At 64.9% G+C, this 16188-nt stretch carries 15 protein-coding genes; 7 read left to right on the top strand and 8 right to left on the bottom strand.

Annotation, left to right across the window (positions count from 1 at the left end; genetic code table 11):
- Positions 1–28 precede the first annotated feature (28 nt).
- Positions 29–1957: an SPFH domain-containing protein gene (locus HUX88_RS13965; RefSeq protein WP_176362152.1), complete on the bottom strand. Its 1929-nt coding sequence runs from the start codon at positions 1955–1957 to the stop codon at positions 29–31.
- A gap of 288 nt (positions 1958–2245) precedes the next feature.
- Here HUX88_RS13965 and HUX88_RS13960 point away from each other — a divergent pair, with 288 nt between their 5' ends.
- Together HUX88_RS13960 and HUX88_RS13955 are read left to right on the top strand one after the other, a co-directional pair.
- Positions 2246–2977, top strand: coding sequence for an ABC transporter substrate-binding protein (locus HUX88_RS13960; RefSeq protein WP_176362151.1), 732 nt, complete (start codon positions 2246–2248; stop codon positions 2975–2977).
- Between the two features lie 10 nt (positions 2978–2987).
- A complete protein-coding gene (locus HUX88_RS13955; RefSeq protein ID WP_176362150.1) occupies positions 2988–4196 on the top strand; it encodes a DUF2252 domain-containing protein in 1209 nt (402 codons plus the stop codon).
- Here HUX88_RS13955 and HUX88_RS13950 read toward each other — a convergent pair.
- Genes HUX88_RS13950 through HUX88_RS13940 form a run of 3 tightly spaced genes read right to left on the bottom strand, consistent with a single transcriptional unit; the run spans position 4186 to position 6078 of the window.
- Positions 4186–4944: a DUF2063 domain-containing protein gene (locus HUX88_RS13950; RefSeq protein WP_176362149.1), complete on the bottom strand. Its 759-nt coding sequence runs from the start codon at positions 4942–4944 to the stop codon at positions 4186–4188. The two genes, HUX88_RS13955 and HUX88_RS13950, sit on opposite strands and share 11 nt — an antisense overlap.
- A complete protein-coding gene (locus tag HUX88_RS13945) occupies positions 4941–5771 on the bottom strand; it encodes a DUF692 domain-containing protein (protein ID WP_176362148.1) in 831 nt (276 codons plus the stop codon). Before HUX88_RS13945 ends, HUX88_RS13950 begins: the two co-directional genes overlap by 4 nt.
- 40 nt (positions 5772–5811) lie before the next feature.
- Entirely contained in the window at positions 5812–6078 is a 267-nt protein-coding gene (locus HUX88_RS13940; protein WP_117015655.1) for a hypothetical protein, read from the bottom strand.
- A 174-nt stretch (positions 6079–6252) separates the two neighbouring features.
- Here HUX88_RS13940 and HUX88_RS13935 point away from each other — a divergent pair, with 174 nt between their 5' ends.
- The 3 genes from HUX88_RS13935 to HUX88_RS13925 all read left to right on the top strand — a co-directional run bounded on the left by HUX88_RS13935 (position 6253) and on the right by HUX88_RS13925 (position 9006).
- The gene (locus HUX88_RS13935) at positions 6253–6867 is read left to right on the top strand and encodes an OmpW family protein (RefSeq protein WP_161089749.1); all 615 of its coding nucleotides are present in this window, start codon (positions 6253–6255) and stop codon (positions 6865–6867) included.
- A gap of 116 nt (positions 6868–6983) precedes the next feature.
- Complete coding sequence (locus tag HUX88_RS13930) at positions 6984–8675, top strand: methyl-accepting chemotaxis protein (RefSeq protein ID WP_176362147.1); 1692 nt, start codon at positions 6984–6986, stop codon at positions 8673–8675.
- Positions 8593–9006 carry a hypothetical protein gene (locus tag HUX88_RS13925; protein WP_117015652.1) on the top strand — a complete coding sequence of 138 codons (414 nt, stop codon included), beginning with the start codon at positions 8593–8595 and terminating at the stop codon, positions 9004–9006. The genes HUX88_RS13930 and HUX88_RS13925 overlap by 83 nt, the downstream gene beginning before the upstream one ends.
- Before the next feature lie 96 nt (positions 9007–9102).
- Here the strand turns inward: HUX88_RS13925 and HUX88_RS13920 are convergent, their stop codons facing one another.
- From HUX88_RS13920 to HUX88_RS13910, 3 genes are all read right to left on the bottom strand, one after another.
- A complete protein-coding gene (locus HUX88_RS13920; protein WP_176362146.1) occupies positions 9103–10698 on the bottom strand; it encodes a methyl-accepting chemotaxis protein in 1596 nt (531 codons plus the stop codon).
- 146 nt (positions 10699–10844) lie between these two features.
- The gene (locus tag HUX88_RS13915) at positions 10845–11144 is read right to left on the bottom strand and encodes a DUF4148 domain-containing protein (protein ID WP_117015650.1); all 300 of its coding nucleotides are present in this window, start codon (positions 11142–11144) and stop codon (positions 10845–10847) included.
- 142 nt (positions 11145–11286) lie between these two features.
- Entirely contained in the window at positions 11287–12285 is a 999-nt protein-coding gene (locus HUX88_RS13910) for an aldo/keto reductase (RefSeq protein ID WP_176362145.1), read from the bottom strand.
- A 105-nt stretch (positions 12286–12390) separates the two neighbouring features.
- Here HUX88_RS13910 and HUX88_RS13905 point away from each other — a divergent pair, with 105 nt between their 5' ends.
- Positions 12391–13299, top strand: coding sequence for a LysR family transcriptional regulator (locus HUX88_RS13905; protein ID WP_176362144.1), 909 nt, complete (start codon positions 12391–12393; stop codon positions 13297–13299).
- Between the two features lie 28 nt (positions 13300–13327).
- Entirely contained in the window at positions 13328–14992 is a 1665-nt protein-coding gene (locus HUX88_RS13900; protein WP_176362143.1) for a M20/M25/M40 family metallo-hydrolase, read from the top strand.
- A 7-nt stretch (positions 14993–14999) separates the two neighbouring features.
- Here HUX88_RS13900 and HUX88_RS13895 read toward each other — a convergent pair whose 3' ends face one another.
- Entirely contained in the window at positions 15000–16043 is a 1044-nt protein-coding gene (locus HUX88_RS13895) for an IS110 family transposase (RefSeq protein WP_229219230.1), read from the bottom strand.
- Positions 16044–16188: the final 145 nt, after the last annotated feature.

Genomic DNA, 16188 nt, shown 5'->3' with positions numbered 1-16188 from the left:
GGGGTGCCCTCCGCGCGCGCCGCCACGGTCAGCCCTTGTCGTTGATGGACTGGGTCAGCTCGCCGGCCTTCATCGCGCTCATCAGGCCCATCAGCGTGCCAAAGGCGTTGCTGTCGCCGCCGCCCATCTGCACCTGCGGCACCAGCGGCACCTTGGCCGTTTCAAACGCTTCGGCCAGGCGCAGCATCACGGTCTGCATCAGCTGCTTGTCCGCGCCCTCGCCCTGCATCGCCTCGGACTTGGCCTGGATGGCCGCCGCCTCCGCCTCGCCCACCGAGCGGATCGCCGAGGCGCGGCCGGCGCCTTCCATCTCCTGGCGGAACTTGTCGGCCTGGGCCAGCGCCTCGATTTCCTGGCGGCGCTTCTCGGCGGCCTTGACGTTGGCCGAACCCTGGTTCTCCTTGATCGAGATGTCCACCAGCGAACCGGTCAGCTCCTTCTGCTTGGCGGCGCGCTGTTCGGCCTCGTTCAGTTCGCGCTGCTTGTCGGCCGCGATCTGCTTCTGCGCGAAGGTTTCGACCTGCTCGCGGGCGATCTGGCGGTCGCGCAGCTGGGCCATGATGTCCTCGATCTTGTTGTCGCCGGGCTGGGGTTTCGGCGTGCCGATCAGCACCTCCTGGAATTCCAGCGAGTAGGCCTGGAAGCGCTGCTTCATGTCGGTCGAGGCGTTGTTCTGCAGCTCGCTGCGCGACTGGATCAGGTCGATGAAGGTCTTGGTCTGCGAGACGTTCTTGAAGTACGACGACACCATAGGGTCCAGCGTCTGCTCAACCAGCTGCGCCACGTTGCCGAAGCGCTGCACCACCATCGGCGCCTTGCGGTAGTCGATGTGCACCACCACCGACAGCGGCAGCTGCGGCTCGAACGCATCCTTGGTGATCAGGGTGATCTCGCGCAGGTTCTTGTCGAAGTTGGAGCCGCTCTCGCCGGACTTCCACATCAGCACGAAGTTGGTGGTCGGCACCAGCTCGATCTTGCCGGCGTAGGTGTTGAAGGCGTATTTGCCCGGCATCAGCGCGTCGCGCCACACGCCACGGCAGCCGGTCTCCACCAGCTCGCCGTGCGAGTATTCGGTGCCCGACAAATCGGTGCCCACGCGACCCGTGTACGACACCACCACGCCGACGAAGCCGACCGGGATGATGGTCTTCTTGATGAACTCCACCGTCGCGAACAGGCGGTTGATGAAGTAGGTGCCCTCGACCAGCACGCGCTCCTGGCGGCCACGGCGGCCGCCGGCGGCGAGGAACTTCTCCGGCTCCTGGAAGGCGTTGTGGCTGTCGCCGACATCGGGCGCCAGCAGCTCGTCCTTGAGCAGGCCGGGGCCGTCCTGCACCGTCACCACGGCCAGCTGGTCGGAGTCGTGCGAGCCGGTCACTTCCTTGATCACCACCGGCTTGAAGCCGCCGCGCTCGTCGAGCACGCCGCGCATCTGCTGGTAGTAGGCTTTTTCCAGCGCGTCGAGCGACATCGAATAGGTGGTCTCCTCCGTCATCACGACGAACAGCGCGGGGTTGATGATGTGGGTACCTTCGCGCAGCACCATGCGCTGCGGGCCTTTCTGGCCGCCGTCGCGCAGGAAGTCGCGCACGTTGCGGAAGTCGACGATGCGCGAGTTGTCGGCCAGCGTCTGGCCGGCCGGCAGGTCGAGGCCGTCGCGGGCGAACACGTAGGCGATGGTGCCCTGCGTGACCGACACCATCGGATGGATGTGCACGCGGTACTGGAACGGCGCGAAGAAGTGGAAGCCGCCTCGGCGCAGCTCAGGTTGCAGGCCGGCCTCGCCGTTCAGCGCGAGCAGGCCGTTCTGCACAGAGCCGGACGAGCTCCAGAGTTTTTCGATGACCCCGACGCGGTCGTTGGGGATGTACTTGATGGCCCCGGAAAACTTGATCAGGGCGGCGATGACGAGAATGCAGACGACAACGGTTACTTCACTGCCAAGCAGGGTAAACATACGAACCTTTCGGTTGTGGATAAAGTTGTGGGATGCAGCAGCCAGGCGCAGCTATCGTCGCGGACAGGCAAATGGAAGGCTGGTGTTGGGGAGGGGTACTGCGCTTGCCGCGAGGGCACTAACGAGTGGGGTGAACACGATGTTTTTGTTATTACCGTTCAATGAGTTCGTGCTGATCATTCTTGCACAATGGCGTAAAAGGTAAAGGTGGGCCGCCGGGATTAGAGGATGCACTCTAAACCCGTCGGCGTCTATAATGATCCGTCTCCCGGGCCCCTGGAATACGCGATGCCGAAAACCTTTTTGTCCCTGCTTTCCGTTCTGATGGCGGCCCTGTCGCCGCTGGCCGCGCACGCCGGGCCGGGCGAACTGGTGATGCTGGCGCCGCTGGACCAGACCATGCCCATCGTCCGCTTCAGCAATGGCGCGCTGGACGGGGGCATCGTCAAGGATGTGGGGGACGCGCTGGCGCAGCGCCTGGGCCTGCGCCCGGTCTACCTCAACGTCGACGTGCCCGGTGTGACGCCCGCCCTCACCAGCGGCCGCGCGGACGCCATGTGCTACGTGCTGCCGTTCTGGATCGACGGCGACTACGACTGGAGCGCTCCGCTGCTGCCCGACACCGAACTGGTGGTGGCGCGCGCCGAAGCGCCCCGCCTGCGCTCGCTCAAGGACCTGAAGGACAAGCCGGTGGGCACCGTGGCCGGCTACCGCTATCCGCGCATCGAGCAGGTGCTGGGCAAGCGCTTCGCGCGCGTCGACTCGGCCAGCATGGACCTCAACGTCCAGCAGATGATCGCCGGTAAAACGCCGTACACGGTGGCCGGCGAAAGCACGCTGGTCTATCTGCAGCGGGTCCATCCCGCGCTGAAGCTGCGGCCGGAGCTGGTGTTCTCCAGCTACAAGGCGCAGTGCGCGTTCTCGCGCAAATCGCAAGTTCCGTTCACCGACGCCAACCGGGTCATCGACGCCATGCTCAGGGAGGGCGTGATCGACCAGATCCTGGCGCGCTACCGTTAGGAGTTCCCTCATGAATACCGACGCACTGATCGCCGCCCTGCAGACCCACAACCAGGACCGCGATCCGCAACTGCTGCGCATGAAGTATCGCAAGATGGCGCAAGGCGCCTTCCTGTTCCTGCGCGGCGCCGACCACCTGTTCTACGACGAGCTGCTGCCCGGCCAGCCGCTGTTCCGCAAGGCGCCGCTGGCGTGGAGCTGCGGCGACCTGCACGTGGAAAACTTCGGCAGCTACAAGGGCGACAACCGCCAGGTCTATTTCGATATAAACGATTTCGACGAAGGCGCACTGGCACCGGCCAGCTGGGACCTGGTGCGCCTGCTCACCAGCATCCAGTGCGGCGCCGAGGCGCTGCGCGTGTCGGCCAACGAGGCGGCCGCGTTGAGCGAGCGCTGCCTGGACGCCTACCGCACCGCGCTGGCCACCGGCAAGCCGCGCTGGGTCGAGCGCGAAACCAGCGTGGGCCTCATCAAAGACCTGCTGTGCGATCTGCAGGACCGCAAGCGCGTCGACTTCCTCGACAAGCGCACCACGCGCAAGGGCCAGCGCCGCAGCCTGAACCTGGACGGCGTGAAGGCGCTGCCGCTGCTGCCGGGCCAGCGCGAACTGCTGGACGCCTTCCTGCCGGGCTTCGCGGCGCAGCAGGAGCAGCCCGGGTTCTACACCATGCTGGACGCGGCGCGCCGCATCGCCGGCACCGGCAGTCTGGGCTTGATGCGCTTTGTGGTGCTGGTCGAGGGCAAGGGTTCGCCGGACGGGAACTATCTGCTCGACATCAAGGAATGCAAACCGTCGGCGCTGGCGCCGCGCCTGGCCGCGTGGAAGATCGCGCAGCCGGCGTGGCCGGACCAGGCAAGCCGCGTGGTGACGGCGCAGCAGCGCATGCAGGCGGTCGATCACGCCTTCCTGCACGCGGTCGCGCTGGATGGCCGCTCGTGCGTGCTGCGCGGGCTGCAGCCGTCGGAGGACCGCGTGGCGCTCGATGCGTGGGGCAAGAAGCTGGTCCGGCTGGAGGAGGTAATCGCCACCATGGGCTGCAACCTGGCGTGGGACCAGCTGCGTGCTGCGGGCCGGGGCGGCGCCGCCAGTGCGGACGAGTTGATCGCCCACGGCCGCGACGACGGCTGGCGCCAGCCGATGCTGAACGCCGCCACCGCGATGGCCGAGCAGACGCAGGCCCAATGGCGGGCCTGCAAGGAGTGGCTGGCTAGCGCTTGAACAGCAGTCCCTGCGCCAGCCAGTGCTGCAGATAGCCCGCCAGCGCCAGCATCGCTTCCTCGCCTGCGGCGGCGCAGACCTCGCCGAAGGTCGCGCCCTCGGCGATGCGGTACAGGGCGTCGGCCTCCACCACCGGCAGTGAGCGGAAGTGCGGCTGCTCGCCCTGGCGCCATACCAGCCAGTGCGTGGCGCCGTTCGATTGCTCCGGTTCCGGCGGCTCGGCGCCGGCGGCCAGCGCCTGCCACAGGGCGACCGCGTTCCAGTGCATGTCCAGCAGATGCACCGATGGATGCAGGCCGAATCGCAGCTCGCTCCATGCTTCGGGCGGTATGTCCGCCAGGTCGGCGGCGGCCAGCGGCGTGGTGTCCTGCGCGTCGAAGGCCAGGCTGAGCGACCATTCCAGTTCCGCCAGCTCGGCGATGAAGGGATAGTCCGCCAGCACCACCGCCGCGTGCGCGGCCAGGCCGCCGCCGAACCAGCGCAGGTTGGCGTGCCGCGACGGGTGCTCGGCGATGTAGCCGTTGGCCAGTTCGGCGAACATATCGTCGCCGATGTAGGTCCAGGTCTTGTCGTAGGCCTCGCACAGCGTCTGCCGCAGACGGCTGCGGTAGGCGCGGTGGTAGATCGCCAGCCGAGCGTTGGCGCTCAGGCCGTACTGCTCGCGCACGGCGGCGTGGATGGCGCTCGGCGCGTCGTCGGCCAGGATGTAGCGCTGGAAGGCGCCCTGCACTTGATCCAGCGTGTTCATAAGGCCTCCGCGAGGGCGCGCGCGCGTTGCAGCTCGGCCGACAGTTCGTGCAGCGGCGGGATGTGGTCGTCGCGCTCGATCATCGTCGCCACTTTGCCGAAACGGCGCAGGGCTTGCGCGTACAGGGCCCACACCGGATCGGCCACCGCCTGGTCGTGGGTGTCGATGATGCAGCCTTCCTGCACGCTGTGGCCGGCCAGGTGAATCTGCTGCACGCGCCGCGCAGGCAGCGCGTCCAGATAGGTGATCGGATTGAAGCCGTGGTTGACGCTGCTGACGTAGACGTTGTTCACGTCCAGCAGGATCAGGCTGTCGGACTCCTCGGCCACGGCGGCCACGAAGTCCCATTCCTGCAGGGTGTCCGCTTCGAAGGACAGGTAGCTCGACACGTTCTCCAGCAACAACGGGCGTTCCAGGTAGTCCTGCACGCGCCGCACGTTGCGCACCACGACGGCCACGGCCTCCTCGGTGTACGGCAGCGGGAACAGGTCGTGCATGTTGGCGCCGTGCGTGCCGGTCCAGCACAGGTGGTCCGAGACCCACAGCGGCTCGACGCGCCGCATCAGTTTTTTCAGCTCGCGCAGATAGTCGTCGGACGGCCCTTGCGGCGTGCCGATCGACATCGACACGCCATGCATCACCATCGGATAGTCGCGGCGGATGCGGTCGAGCATGGCCAGCGGCTTGCCGCCGGGGACCATGTAGTTCTCGGACAGGATCTCGAACCAGTCGATGCCGGTTTCGGCGGGCGGCGTGGCGATGATGTCGGGGTAGTGCGCGGGGCGCAGGCCAAGTCCGTAACCTGGCGACGGCAATGTAGGTGTCATGGTGGAGATGGCGCCGGCGGGACCGGCGCCGCATCAATGATTACTTGTCCAGATCGACAATCTTGCCTTTTTTGGCGAAGCAGGCGCCGGCCTTGGTGGCCAGGAAGCCGTGGCCCTTGCAGGAGTTCTGGCCCTTGCAGGCGTTTTCGGCGGTGGCGCAATCGCTGGTGCCCTTGCAGCTGTTGATGCCGGCGCAGTGCACGGTGTCGTCGGCGCTGACGGTCGAGGTGGCGGCGATGGCCGATGCGGACATGGCCATGGTGGCGACGGTGGCGGCCATGGCGGCGATGCGGGTGATGTGGTTCATGTGATTCTCCAGGAAAGGTAAGTTGGGTAGGTGTTGCATGACTCTGTCGCGCCGCTGTGGCGATTACTTACACAGTTTTGAGAAATTTTTTATATTTTGACTTGCATCAAAGTTTTTACTGCTCTGCATCAATAGACTTGCTTACGTTACTTCACAACGACAAAGAGGGTTGAAATGAGCAAGTCTTTAGCAGCAGCAGTATTGGCCACCCTGAGCCTGGTTGCAGCCAGCAGCGTGATGGCAGAAGAAACCCCATGGCTGGTGCGTGTGCGCGCCGTGCACCTGGATACCGCGGACAAATCCGATCCAGTCGGCGGCGTGGGCGCGTCCGACCGCCTGACCGTCAGCAACAAGACCATTCCAGAATTCGACGTTTCCTACTTCTTCTCGCCCAACCTGGCGGCCGAACTGATCCTGACCTATCCGCAAAAGCACGACGTGTCGCTGGACGGCACCAAGATCGGTACCTTCAAGCACCTGCCACCGACGCTGCTGCTGCAATATCACTTCGTGAACAGCACCCAGTTCAAGCCTTACCTGGGCGCCGGTGTGAACTACACCACCATGTCCAAAGTGGACCTGCTGGGCGGCAAGGGCGGCCTGGAACATGACAGCTTCGGCCTGGCGCTGCAAGCGGGTGTCGACTACGCGATCGACAAGAAATGGTCGCTCAACTTCGACGTGAAGAAAGTGCAGATCCGCAGCGACGTGTTCATCAGCGGCGCCAAGGTCAGCCGAGTGAAGGTTGATCCGCTGATGGTAGGCGTCGGCGTCGGCTATCGCTTCTAAGCGCACAGCGCCGCGGATGGCGTAGGCGCCGCGGCAGGGCTGCCAGGAACGGGCACTTTGAGAAACCAGTTTTCTTGAATGCCCGTTTTTTTCGTCTCAACGAGAGGAGTATCGCTATGTCATTCGACCACTTCAAAATCGGCACCCGCCTCAGCCTGGGCTTCGGCATCGTGCTGGCGCTGCTGGTGGCCATTGTCGTTCTGGGCCTGAGCTCCATGACCGGCATCGGCAACCGCACGCAGGACATCATCGGCGACAAGAACGTCAAAGTGGATGCGGCCAACCGCATGCTGGACAACGTGCGCGGCATCACGCTGTCGCTGACCACCACCCTCGTGGTCGCCAGCATGGAGGAGGTCAGCGCCGAGCTGGACAAGATAGCCGCGTCGCGCAAGCGCTACGGCGAAGCGAAAAAAATCCTCATCGACCATGTCCGCGACGACCAGGAGAAATCCATGCTGGCCAGGCTGGACGAGCTGCTCAAGACCGGCGCGGCCAAGAACAACAAGGTGATCGAGCTGCGCAAGAACGGCGAGCTTCAGGAGGCCATGACCTACCTGACCCAGGTGGCAGGCCCCACGCTGAAGGATGTGCAGAAGGTGCTGGACGATATCGTCGCCTACGAAACCGCGCAGACCAGGCAGGCCGGCGACGAGGTCGAGGCGGCGCTGGGCACGGCGCAGAAAGTGCTGGTGGGCCTGGGCGCGCTGGCGATGGCGATCGGCTGCGCGGTGGGCTGGTTCATCAGCCGCTCGATCACGGTGCCGTTGACGGCGGCGGTCGGCGTGGCCGAGACGGTGGCGTCGGGCGATTTGTCGTCGCACATCGAGGTCCGCACCAGCGACGAGACGGGCCACCTGCTGGGCGCGCTGCGGACGATGAACGACACACTGCTCAACGTGGTCAACCAGGTGCGGCAAGGCACCGACACCATCGCCACCGCGTCGAACGAAATCGCGGCCGGCAACCTGCACCTGTCGACCCGCACCGAGGAACAGGCCAGTTCGCTGGAGCAGACCGCCTCGTCGATGGAGCAGCTGACCAGCACCGTCAAGCAGAACGCCGACAACGCGCGCCAGGCCAACACGCTGGCGTGCACCGCGTCGGAGGTGGCGACCAAGGGCGGCACCATCGTCTCGCGGGTGGTGAGCACCATGGGCAACATCAACAGCTCGTCGCGCAAGATCGTCGACATCATCGGCGTAATCGACGGCATCGCCTTCCAGACCAACATCCTGGCCTTGAACGCGGCGGTGGAAGCGGCGCGGGCCGGCGAACAGGGACGCGGCTTCGCGGTGGTGGCGTCCGAGGTGCGCAACCTGGCGCAGCGCAGCGCGGCGGCGGCCAAGGAAATCAAGGAGCTGATCTCGGCCTCGGTGGCCAACGTCGACGACGGCTCGCGGCTGGTCGGCGAGGCCGGGCAGACCATGGGCGACATCGTCGCCAGCATCCAGCGCGTGACCGACATCATGGGCGAGATCACCTCGGCCAGCCAGGAGCAGACCATGGGCATCGAGCAGATCAACATGGCGATCGCGCAGATGGACGAGGTGACGCAGCAGAACGCGGCGCTGGTGGAACAGGCCGCAGCGGCGTCGCAGAGCATGCAGGAGCAGGCGGCGGCGCTGGCGGCGGTGGTCGGCTTCTTCAAAACCGAGGCTGATGGTGGAGGCCGCTATAATGATCGGCAATCACTGGCACTCACCCCCAACGGAACCACGGCCCATGCGCAAGATCCTGATCGTACTGACCTCCCTGCTGCTGACGGCTTGCGTCGACGACTCGGCCTCGTACTACGCGGACGGTAGCACCGGCAACCACGCGCTGACGCTGCACCGAGCGCAAAAGCACTTCTGGAGCAGCGACAGCAACGTCGAGCTGATCATGCAGCGCCTGCCGGACTGCCTGCGCCGGGTGGAGCTGGCCGAGATGCCGGCCGACGATGTGGAGATCGAGTTGCTATCCAACGGCGACAACGTCTGGACGCTACGCGCCGGCAAGGAGCAATGGCAGGTCGAAACGCAGACCTGCACGCAATACCCCGACGTCAAAGGCAGCGAGGGCGAGCTGATCGGCGTGTTCCGAGTGGAAGACAAGAAGCTGGTATTCGAAGCCGCCGTCCTCGAACCCGCCAAATAATATTGGGGTCAAGTCTGACATTCGGACACGAGCTCTTCCGTAGCGACGTCGCTACGGAAGAGCTCGTGTCCGAATGTCAGACTTGACCCCAGTGTTTTAGCGCAGGGCGAGGCGGCTTGGGCGGTTGGCGCCGGCGGCGGTTTCGCCTTCCAGCTTGAAGCGGCTGACCAGCTCGGCCAGGCGCCCGGCCTGGTCCTGCATGCTGCCCGCCGCCGCGGCGGCTTGTTCCACCAGCGCGGCGTTCTGCTGCGTCACCGAATCCATCTCCGTGATCGCCATGTTGACGTGGCCGATGCCCGTGCTCTGCTCGCTCGAGGCTTCGGTGATCGCCGACATGATCTGCGTCACGCGCGAGACGCTGGCCACCACCTGATCCATCGTCGTGCCCGCCTCGGCCACCAGCGCGCTGCCGGCGTTGATGCTGTCCACCGAGGCGTTGATCAGCTCCTTGATCTCCTTGGCCGCGCCGGCCGAGCGCTGCGCCAAATTGCGCACCTCGGACGCCACCACCGCGAAGCCACGGCCCTGCTCGCCCGCGCGCGCCGCTTCCACCGCCGCGTTCAGGGCCAAAATATTGGTCTGGAAGGCGATGCCGTCGATGACCGAAATGATGTCGACAATGCGCGTGGCCGAGGCGTTGATGGTGTCCATGGTCTGCACCACCTGCGACACCACGCGCCCGCCCTTCTCCGCCACCGCCGAGGCCGACATCACCAGCTGGTTGGCCTGCACCGCGTTGTCGGCGTTCTGGTTCACGGTCGAGGTCAGCTCCTCCATCGAGGCGGCCGTCTCCTCCAGCGAACTGGCCTGCGATTCGGTGCGGGCCGACAGGTCCATATTGCCCGAGGCGATCTCGCCCGACGCGGTGGCGATGGTGTCGGCGCTGCGGCGGATCTCGCCGATGGTGTCGGCCAGCCGCGCCTGCATGGACTTCATGCCGTACAAAATGCTGGCGCGGTCCGACTCATGCGTCTTGATGTGCGCGCTGAGGTCGCCACCGGCGATCTGCCGGGCGATGTCGCCCACATATTCGGGATCGCCGCCGATGGTGTGGCGCAGGCTCTTGTTGACCACGCTGACGATGGCCCACAGCACCACGCACACCAGCGCCAGCACGCCGGCCGATTTGTACAGCGAGGCGTAGAAGGCGTTGTCGATGTCGTCGATGTAGGCGCCGGTGACCAGGTCCCAGTCCCACTGCGCGAAGTGCACCACGCGGCTCATCTTGGGCACCGGGTCCTTGGTGTTGGGCCGGGTCCACGAGTAGCGCACGAAGCCGCCGCCCTCGGGCCTGGCGCCGGCCGCCGCGATGTCGCGGTACAGGTAGACGCCGTTCGGATCCTTGAAGTCGGCCATGTCCTTGCCGTTGTTCTCCAACTTGAACGGATTCATCAACGAACGCGTGCCCTGGGTGATGGTGATGTAGCCGTCCTTGCCGAAGCGCAGCGCCTGGATCGAGGCCATGGCCTGCTTCTGGGCGTCCTCCTTGCTCATGGCGCCGGAAGTGGCCTTGTCGCCGTACAGCTTGAGGATGCTGAGGCCGGCGTCGTCCAGATTCATCAGGTCGATCTGGCGTTCCTCGATGCGCACGTCGCGCATCTGCAGGGTCTGGTAAATGAAGATGGCGGTGATGCACAGCAGGCTGCAAATCAACGGTACCCAAAGCTTCTGTTGGAAGGACAACTTATTCATGGTATCGGGTCTCCGTATTGTCTTATGGCAATCAGAATACTCCAATTGTGTCCTAGACACTGTCGTTTATTTGCATATGTGCATCAAAAAAACAGCGGGCGCGGCGATCTGCATCGCGGCGCCCGCCGGGAGACTGCGGTCTGGATTTATTGAACGCTGCGGTCCTTGGCGGACTTGGCGGCCAGGCGCGCTTCCACGCCGGGGGTCTTGCCGCTATGGGCCGCCTGGTAGGCGATGTCGCTGGTGACTTCGTTCTGCTCCAGCGCGCCGGCCTGGATGGCGGCGATGGTTTCCGCCTTGACCTGGGCGCGGGTCACCGTGCTGGCGACCGGCTTGGCGTTGGCGATGTCGGCGGTGACTTCGTTCTGCTCCACAGGGCCCTGCGCGAAAGCGCCGCCAGCGGCAAGCAGGAGGGAGACCGATGCGATGATGGATTTGGCGTTCATGTGATGCTCCTTGTCAGATTAAGTGTGGCACCCAGTCCTGGGTGCCAACCGGCTTTGTGTCGTCGATGGAGTCATAGTAGGATTAATTTTTCAGATATAAAAGCGCAAATATCCGCTTAAACTCATCCGTTTATCCGATAGGTCAGCTGTTCTCGCTGTCCAGCACCGCCGTCGAGTGGGCGTCGTAGCGGCCGCCGGACGCCGCGCCGGGCGGCACCGCCTGCTCCAGCCGCGCCAGGTCGGACGGCGACAGCTTCACCCTGGTCGAGGCCAGCGCCTCCTCCAGCCGCACGCGGGTGCGGGCGCCGACCAGCGGCACGATGTCCTCCCCCTGCGCCGCCACCCAGGCGATCGCCACCTGCGCCACCGACACGCCCAGCTCGCCGGCGATGGCGCGCAGCTTCTCCACCAGCGCCAGGTTGCGGTCCAGGTTCTCGCCCTGGAAGCGCGGGCTGGCCAGGCCGCGGAAGTCGGCCTCGCCCTCGCGCTGCTTGCTCCAGTGGCCGCTGATCAGCCCGCGCGACAGCACGCCGTAGGCGGTGATGCCGATGCCCAGCTCGCGGCAGGTCTGCAGGATGCCGTTCTCGATGCCGCGCGAGATCATCGAATATTCGATCTGCAGGTCGGCGATCGGATGCACGGCGTGGGCGCGGCGCAGCGTCTCGCTGCCCACCTCGGACAGGCCGATGTGCTTGACGCGGCCGGCCTGGACCAGCTCGGCGATGGCGCCGATGGTGTCCTCGATCGGCACGTTCGGGTCCAGGCGGGCCGGGCGGTAGATGTCGATGTGCTCGACGCCCAGGCGCTTGAGCGAATACGCGGCGAAGTTCTTCAGCGCCACCGGGCGGGTGTCGATGCCGGCCCAGTTGCCGGCCGGGTCACGCAGCGCGCCGAACTTGACGCTGATCTGCACGCCGTCGCGGCCGCCGGCGGCCAGCGCCTCGCCCAGCAGCATCTCGTTGTGGCCCATGCCGTAGAAATCGCCGGTGTCGAGCAGGGTGACGCCGGCGTCCATGGCGGCGCGGATGGTGGCCAGGCTTTCGCCGCGGTCGGCCGGGCCGTACAGGTCGGACATGCCCATCAGGCCCAGGCCCAGCTGGGCGACTTGCGGGCCGGTGCGGCCGAGTTTGCGTGTTTGCATGATGAAATCTCCAGGGTGGTTAGCGAGTGGAGCCATTATGCTATTATCGATATCAGCAATAAATATAGTAAATCCTATTACTTTATTCGACCAGAGATAACAATCATGGACCAGTTCAAGGCCATGCAGATCTTCCAGGCCGTGGCCGACTGCAAGAGTTTCACGCAGGCCGCCGAGCGGCTGGACCTGCCCAAGCCCAGCGTCACCAACGCCGTGCAGGCCATCGAGCAGCAGCTGGGCGTGCGCCTGCTCCAGCGCACCACGCGCAAGGTCAGCCTGACGGTGGAGGGCGCGCAATACCTGGAGCGCTGCACCGCCCTGCTCACCGACCTCGACAACCTCAACGGCCTGTTCGCCGGCGACGGCCGCCTGCTCAGCGGCACCGTGCGGATCGACCTGCCGGAGCGGCTGGCGCACCTGTACGTGATCCCGGCGCTGCCGGCGTTCTGCCAGCGCCATCCGCACCTGCAGCTGCGGCTGGGCTCGACCGACCGCTACGTCGACCTGGTCGGCGAAGGCATCGACTGCGCGGTGCGCGGCGGCACCCTGCGCGACTCCACGCTGGTGGCGCGCCGCGTGGCGGCGATGGAGCAGGTCAACGTCGCCGCGCCCGCCTACCTGGCGCGCCACGGCCGGCCGCAGACGCTGGACGACCTGCGCCACCACACGGCGGTCAATTTCTTTTCCAGCCAGAGCGGGCGCGACCTCGATTGGGAATACGTCGACGCCGACGGCGCCGCGCGCACCTTGCCGATGCGCAGCCAGGTGTCGGTCAGCGGCACCGACGCCTACCTGGCCTGCTGCCTGGCCGGCCTGGGCCTGATCCAGATGCCGCGCCAGAGCCTGGCGCCGCTGCTGGCCTCGGGCGAACTGGAGGAGGTGCTGCCGCAGTGGCGGCCGGCGCCGCTGCCGCTGAACATCGTGTACGCGCACAACCGCCACCTGTCGCCACGAGTGCGCGTGGTGGTCGATTGGCTTGCTAGTGTTCTTGAGCAACAAAATGTGTCAGAATGAGGGATTCCTTCTTAGCAATCCCTTCCAAATGAGATACCTACTGTCGATGGCGCTGCTGGCGTTGTGCACCGGCCATGCCCTGGCCGCCGCGCCCAAGGCCGGAAAACCGGCCGAGGCGGCGACGCCGCGCATCGACGGCGAACGTCTGTTGGAACACATCACCACGCTGGCCTCCGACGAGTTCGAGGGCCGCGCGCCGGGCACCCACGGCGAGACCGTGACCATCGAATACCTGCAACAGCAGTTCAAGAAGATGGGCCTGGAGCCGGGCAACCCGGACGGCACCTACCTGCAGCCGGTGCCGCTGGTGGCGATCTCCAGCCATCCGACGATGAGCTACATCAAGGACGGCCAGAGCAAGCAGCTGACCTTCGGCGACGACTACGTGGCGTGGACCGCGCGCACCGACAAGAAAATCGAAGTCGCCAATTCCGAGCTGGTGTTCGTCGGCTACGGCGTGCAGGCGCCCGAGTTCCAGTGGGACGACTACAAGGGCGCCGACCTCAAGGGCAAGACGCTGGTCATGCTGATCAACGACCCGCAGCTGCCCGACCCCAAGCATCCCAAGTTGCTGGACCCGGCCATGTTCGGCGGCAGCGCCACCACCCGCTACGGCCGCTGGAACTACAAATTCGAGATGGCGGCCAAGATGGGCGCGGCCGCCGCGCTGATCGTGCACGAGACCAAGCCGGCCACCTATCCGTACGACGTCGTGCGCAACAGCTGGGGCCGCGAGAACTTCGCCATCAAGGGCAAGACGCCCGATCCGCTGTTCCCGGCCATTCCCGGCTGGCTGCAGGGCGACCGCGCGCGCGAGCTGTTCAAGGCCGCCGGACTGGACTTCGACGCGCTCAAGCAACAGGCGCTGTCGCGCAACTTCAAGCCGGTGCCGCTGGGTGTCAAGCTCAACGTCACGGCGCTGAACGCGTGGCGCGAGGTGGGCTCGCACAACGTGGTGGCCAGGATACCCGGCTCCGATCCGCAGTTGAAGAACGAAGCGGTCGTCTACAGCGCGCACTGGGACCACTTCGGCATCGACGACACGCTGCCTGGGCCGCGCACGCAGCAGATCTTCCACGGCGCGATGGACAACGCGACCGGCGTCGCCGCGCTGCTGGAAATCGCGCGCGCCTACAAGGCGCTGCCGGTGGCGCCCAAGCGCACCATCGTCTTCGTGCTGACCACGGCCGAGGAGCGCGGGCTGCTGGGCGCGCAATACTACGCGCGCAACCCGGCCTACCCGTTGAACAAGACGCTGCTGAACATCAATGTGGACGGTCTGAACATGTGGGGCCGCACGCGCGACGTCGAGTTGAGCGGCATGGGTAAATCCAGCGCCGACGATCTGGTGATCGGCATCGCGCGCGGCCAGGGTCGCAGCGTGCGACCTGACAGCAACGCCGACTACGGCAGCTTCTACCGCGGGGACCAGTTCGAGTTCGCCAGGGGCGGGGTGCCGGTGGTGTATCTGCGCAGCAGCGCCAACTTCATCGGCAAGGCCGCCGGCTACGGGCGCGAGAAGCTGCTCAACTACAGCGCGCACCAGTACCACACCGTCAACGACACGGTGCAAGCCAAATGGGACACCAGCGGCGCGGTGGAAGACATCGAACTGCTGTTCAAAGCCGGCTACCAGGTGGCCCAGGGCAAAGACCGCCCGCAATGGAAAGACAACGCCGAATTCAAGCGCTGATGTGGGGTTAGATACCGTCTTGAATGGCAAGCCCTTTCGATAAGTAATTAGGATCGAAAGGCTTGTCATTGTGTATCACCCCATAAATCAAGTGAGCCAGTTTGTGCATGACTGCACCGATCACGGCTTTCTGTGCCATGCCAGTCGCGGCAAGCCGCTCAGCGAATTGGCGCAGGATGGGGTTATGACGGCGCGCCACCAGGCTAGGCATATACAGCGCAGCGCGCAATGATGTATTGCCTGTTCGACTGATGGTCGTTCGTCCCCTCACTGAGCTTCCGGAGCTGCGTTGCTTGGGCGTTACGCCAAGGAAGGCGGCGAAGGCTTTCGCACTGCCAAAGCGGCGGATATCGCCCAAACTCCCCAATACTTTGGCCGCCGTGGTCATCCCTACGCCGGGGATTGTGGTGAGCAACTCCGCATCGTGCTTCAGGCCAGGATGGCGATCGATGTGATCGTCGATGTCGCTTTCAAGCTTCTCAATTTCTGCGCTGAGCCAGGTGATATGCTGCCGCACGTGCTGCACCACCTCGTCCATTCCACCGATGGCTAACGCCTCCAGCCGGTTCTCTTCCTGCTGGCGGATATCCTTCAAGGCTTGAACGCGCTGTGTCCATGCCCGCAACTGGCGCTGTTCCAGCGGCGGCGGACTCCAGGGCGCAGGCCGCATTGCTGCGCAGTAGCGAGCGATCAGGCCGGCGTCGATGGCATCGTTCTTGTTGCGAATATTCTCGCTGTGGCCAAAGCCTTTGATGCAGGCCGGATTCTCCACGCTCACCATCAGGCCGGCCTGGTGCAACGCAAGCGCCACCGGCTCGGAATACACCCCGGTCGCCTCCATGCAAACGTGCAAGGCCGATAACGGCACCTTGGATTTGCCCAGCCAATCGAGCAGCGCTCGGTGACCTTCGATGGAGTTTTCCAGCACCTTGGTCTTGGTTTTTCCGTTGACCAGCAGTGCAATATCTAATTTTCTCTTACTGACATCAATACCTACTGCTGCGTATATCGCATCCATTTTTTGACCTTCCTCGTATGCAGGCTTACGCATTGACGCGATGGCCCAAGATACCGTTCGGACTTATCAAATGAAACAGGCAGAGGCACCTATCTGACCCACGTGCTCCATGGCACTAAGTCTGATCAGCGTCACTCCGCCCGGCCGCACTTACTTCGTTATTATCCGATGGAGATGC

Source organism: Duganella sp. BJB1802 (assembly GCF_013369445.1).
Classification (GTDB): domain Bacteria; phylum Pseudomonadota; class Gammaproteobacteria; order Burkholderiales; family Burkholderiaceae_D; genus Rugamonas; species Rugamonas vulcania_A.
Note: the sequence above shows the minus strand (reverse complement) of the source record. Positions and strands in the feature narration are given on the sequence as shown.

What these genes read in the sequence shown, in the direction of transcription:
- HUX88_RS13965 (WP_176362152.1), bottom strand. Translation starts at nt 1,957, where the DNA reads ATGTTTACCCTGCTTGGCAGTGAAGTAACCGTTGTCGTCTGCATTCTC.
- HUX88_RS13960 (WP_176362151.1), top strand. Translation starts at nt 2,246, where the DNA reads ATGCCGAAAACCTTTTTGTCCCTGCTTTCCGTTCTGATGGCGGCCCTG.
- HUX88_RS13955 (WP_176362150.1), top strand. Translation starts at nt 2,988, where the DNA reads ATGAATACCGACGCACTGATCGCCGCCCTGCAGACCCACAACCAGGAC.
- HUX88_RS13950 (WP_176362149.1), bottom strand. Translation starts at nt 4,944, where the DNA reads ATGAACACGCTGGATCAAGTGCAGGGCGCCTTCCAGCGCTACATCCTG.
- HUX88_RS13945 (WP_176362148.1), bottom strand. Translation starts at nt 5,771, where the DNA reads ATGACACCTACATTGCCGTCGCCAGGTTACGGACTTGGCCTGCGCCCC.
- HUX88_RS13940 (WP_117015655.1), bottom strand. Translation starts at nt 6,078, where the DNA reads ATGAACCACATCACCCGCATCGCCGCCATGGCCGCCACCGTCGCCACC.
- HUX88_RS13935 (WP_161089749.1), top strand. Translation starts at nt 6,253, where the DNA reads ATGAGCAAGTCTTTAGCAGCAGCAGTATTGGCCACCCTGAGCCTGGTT.
- HUX88_RS13930 (WP_176362147.1), top strand. Translation starts at nt 6,984, where the DNA reads ATGTCATTCGACCACTTCAAAATCGGCACCCGCCTCAGCCTGGGCTTC.
- HUX88_RS13925 (WP_117015652.1), top strand. Translation starts at nt 8,593, where the DNA reads ATGCGCAAGATCCTGATCGTACTGACCTCCCTGCTGCTGACGGCTTGC.
- HUX88_RS13920 (WP_176362146.1), bottom strand. Translation starts at nt 10,698, where the DNA reads ATGAATAAGTTGTCCTTCCAACAGAAGCTTTGGGTACCGTTGATTTGC.
- HUX88_RS13915 (WP_117015650.1), bottom strand. Translation starts at nt 11,144, where the DNA reads ATGAACGCCAAATCCATCATCGCATCGGTCTCCCTCCTGCTTGCCGCT.
- HUX88_RS13910 (WP_176362145.1), bottom strand. Translation starts at nt 12,285, where the DNA reads ATGCAAACACGCAAACTCGGCCGCACCGGCCCGCAAGTCGCCCAGCTG.
- HUX88_RS13905 (WP_176362144.1), top strand. Translation starts at nt 12,391, where the DNA reads ATGGACCAGTTCAAGGCCATGCAGATCTTCCAGGCCGTGGCCGACTGC.
- HUX88_RS13900 (WP_176362143.1), top strand. Translation starts at nt 13,328, where the DNA reads ATGAGATACCTACTGTCGATGGCGCTGCTGGCGTTGTGCACCGGCCAT.
- HUX88_RS13895 (WP_229219230.1), bottom strand. Translation starts at nt 16,043, where the DNA reads ATGCGTAAGCCTGCATACGAGGAAGGTCAAAAAATGGATGCGATATAC.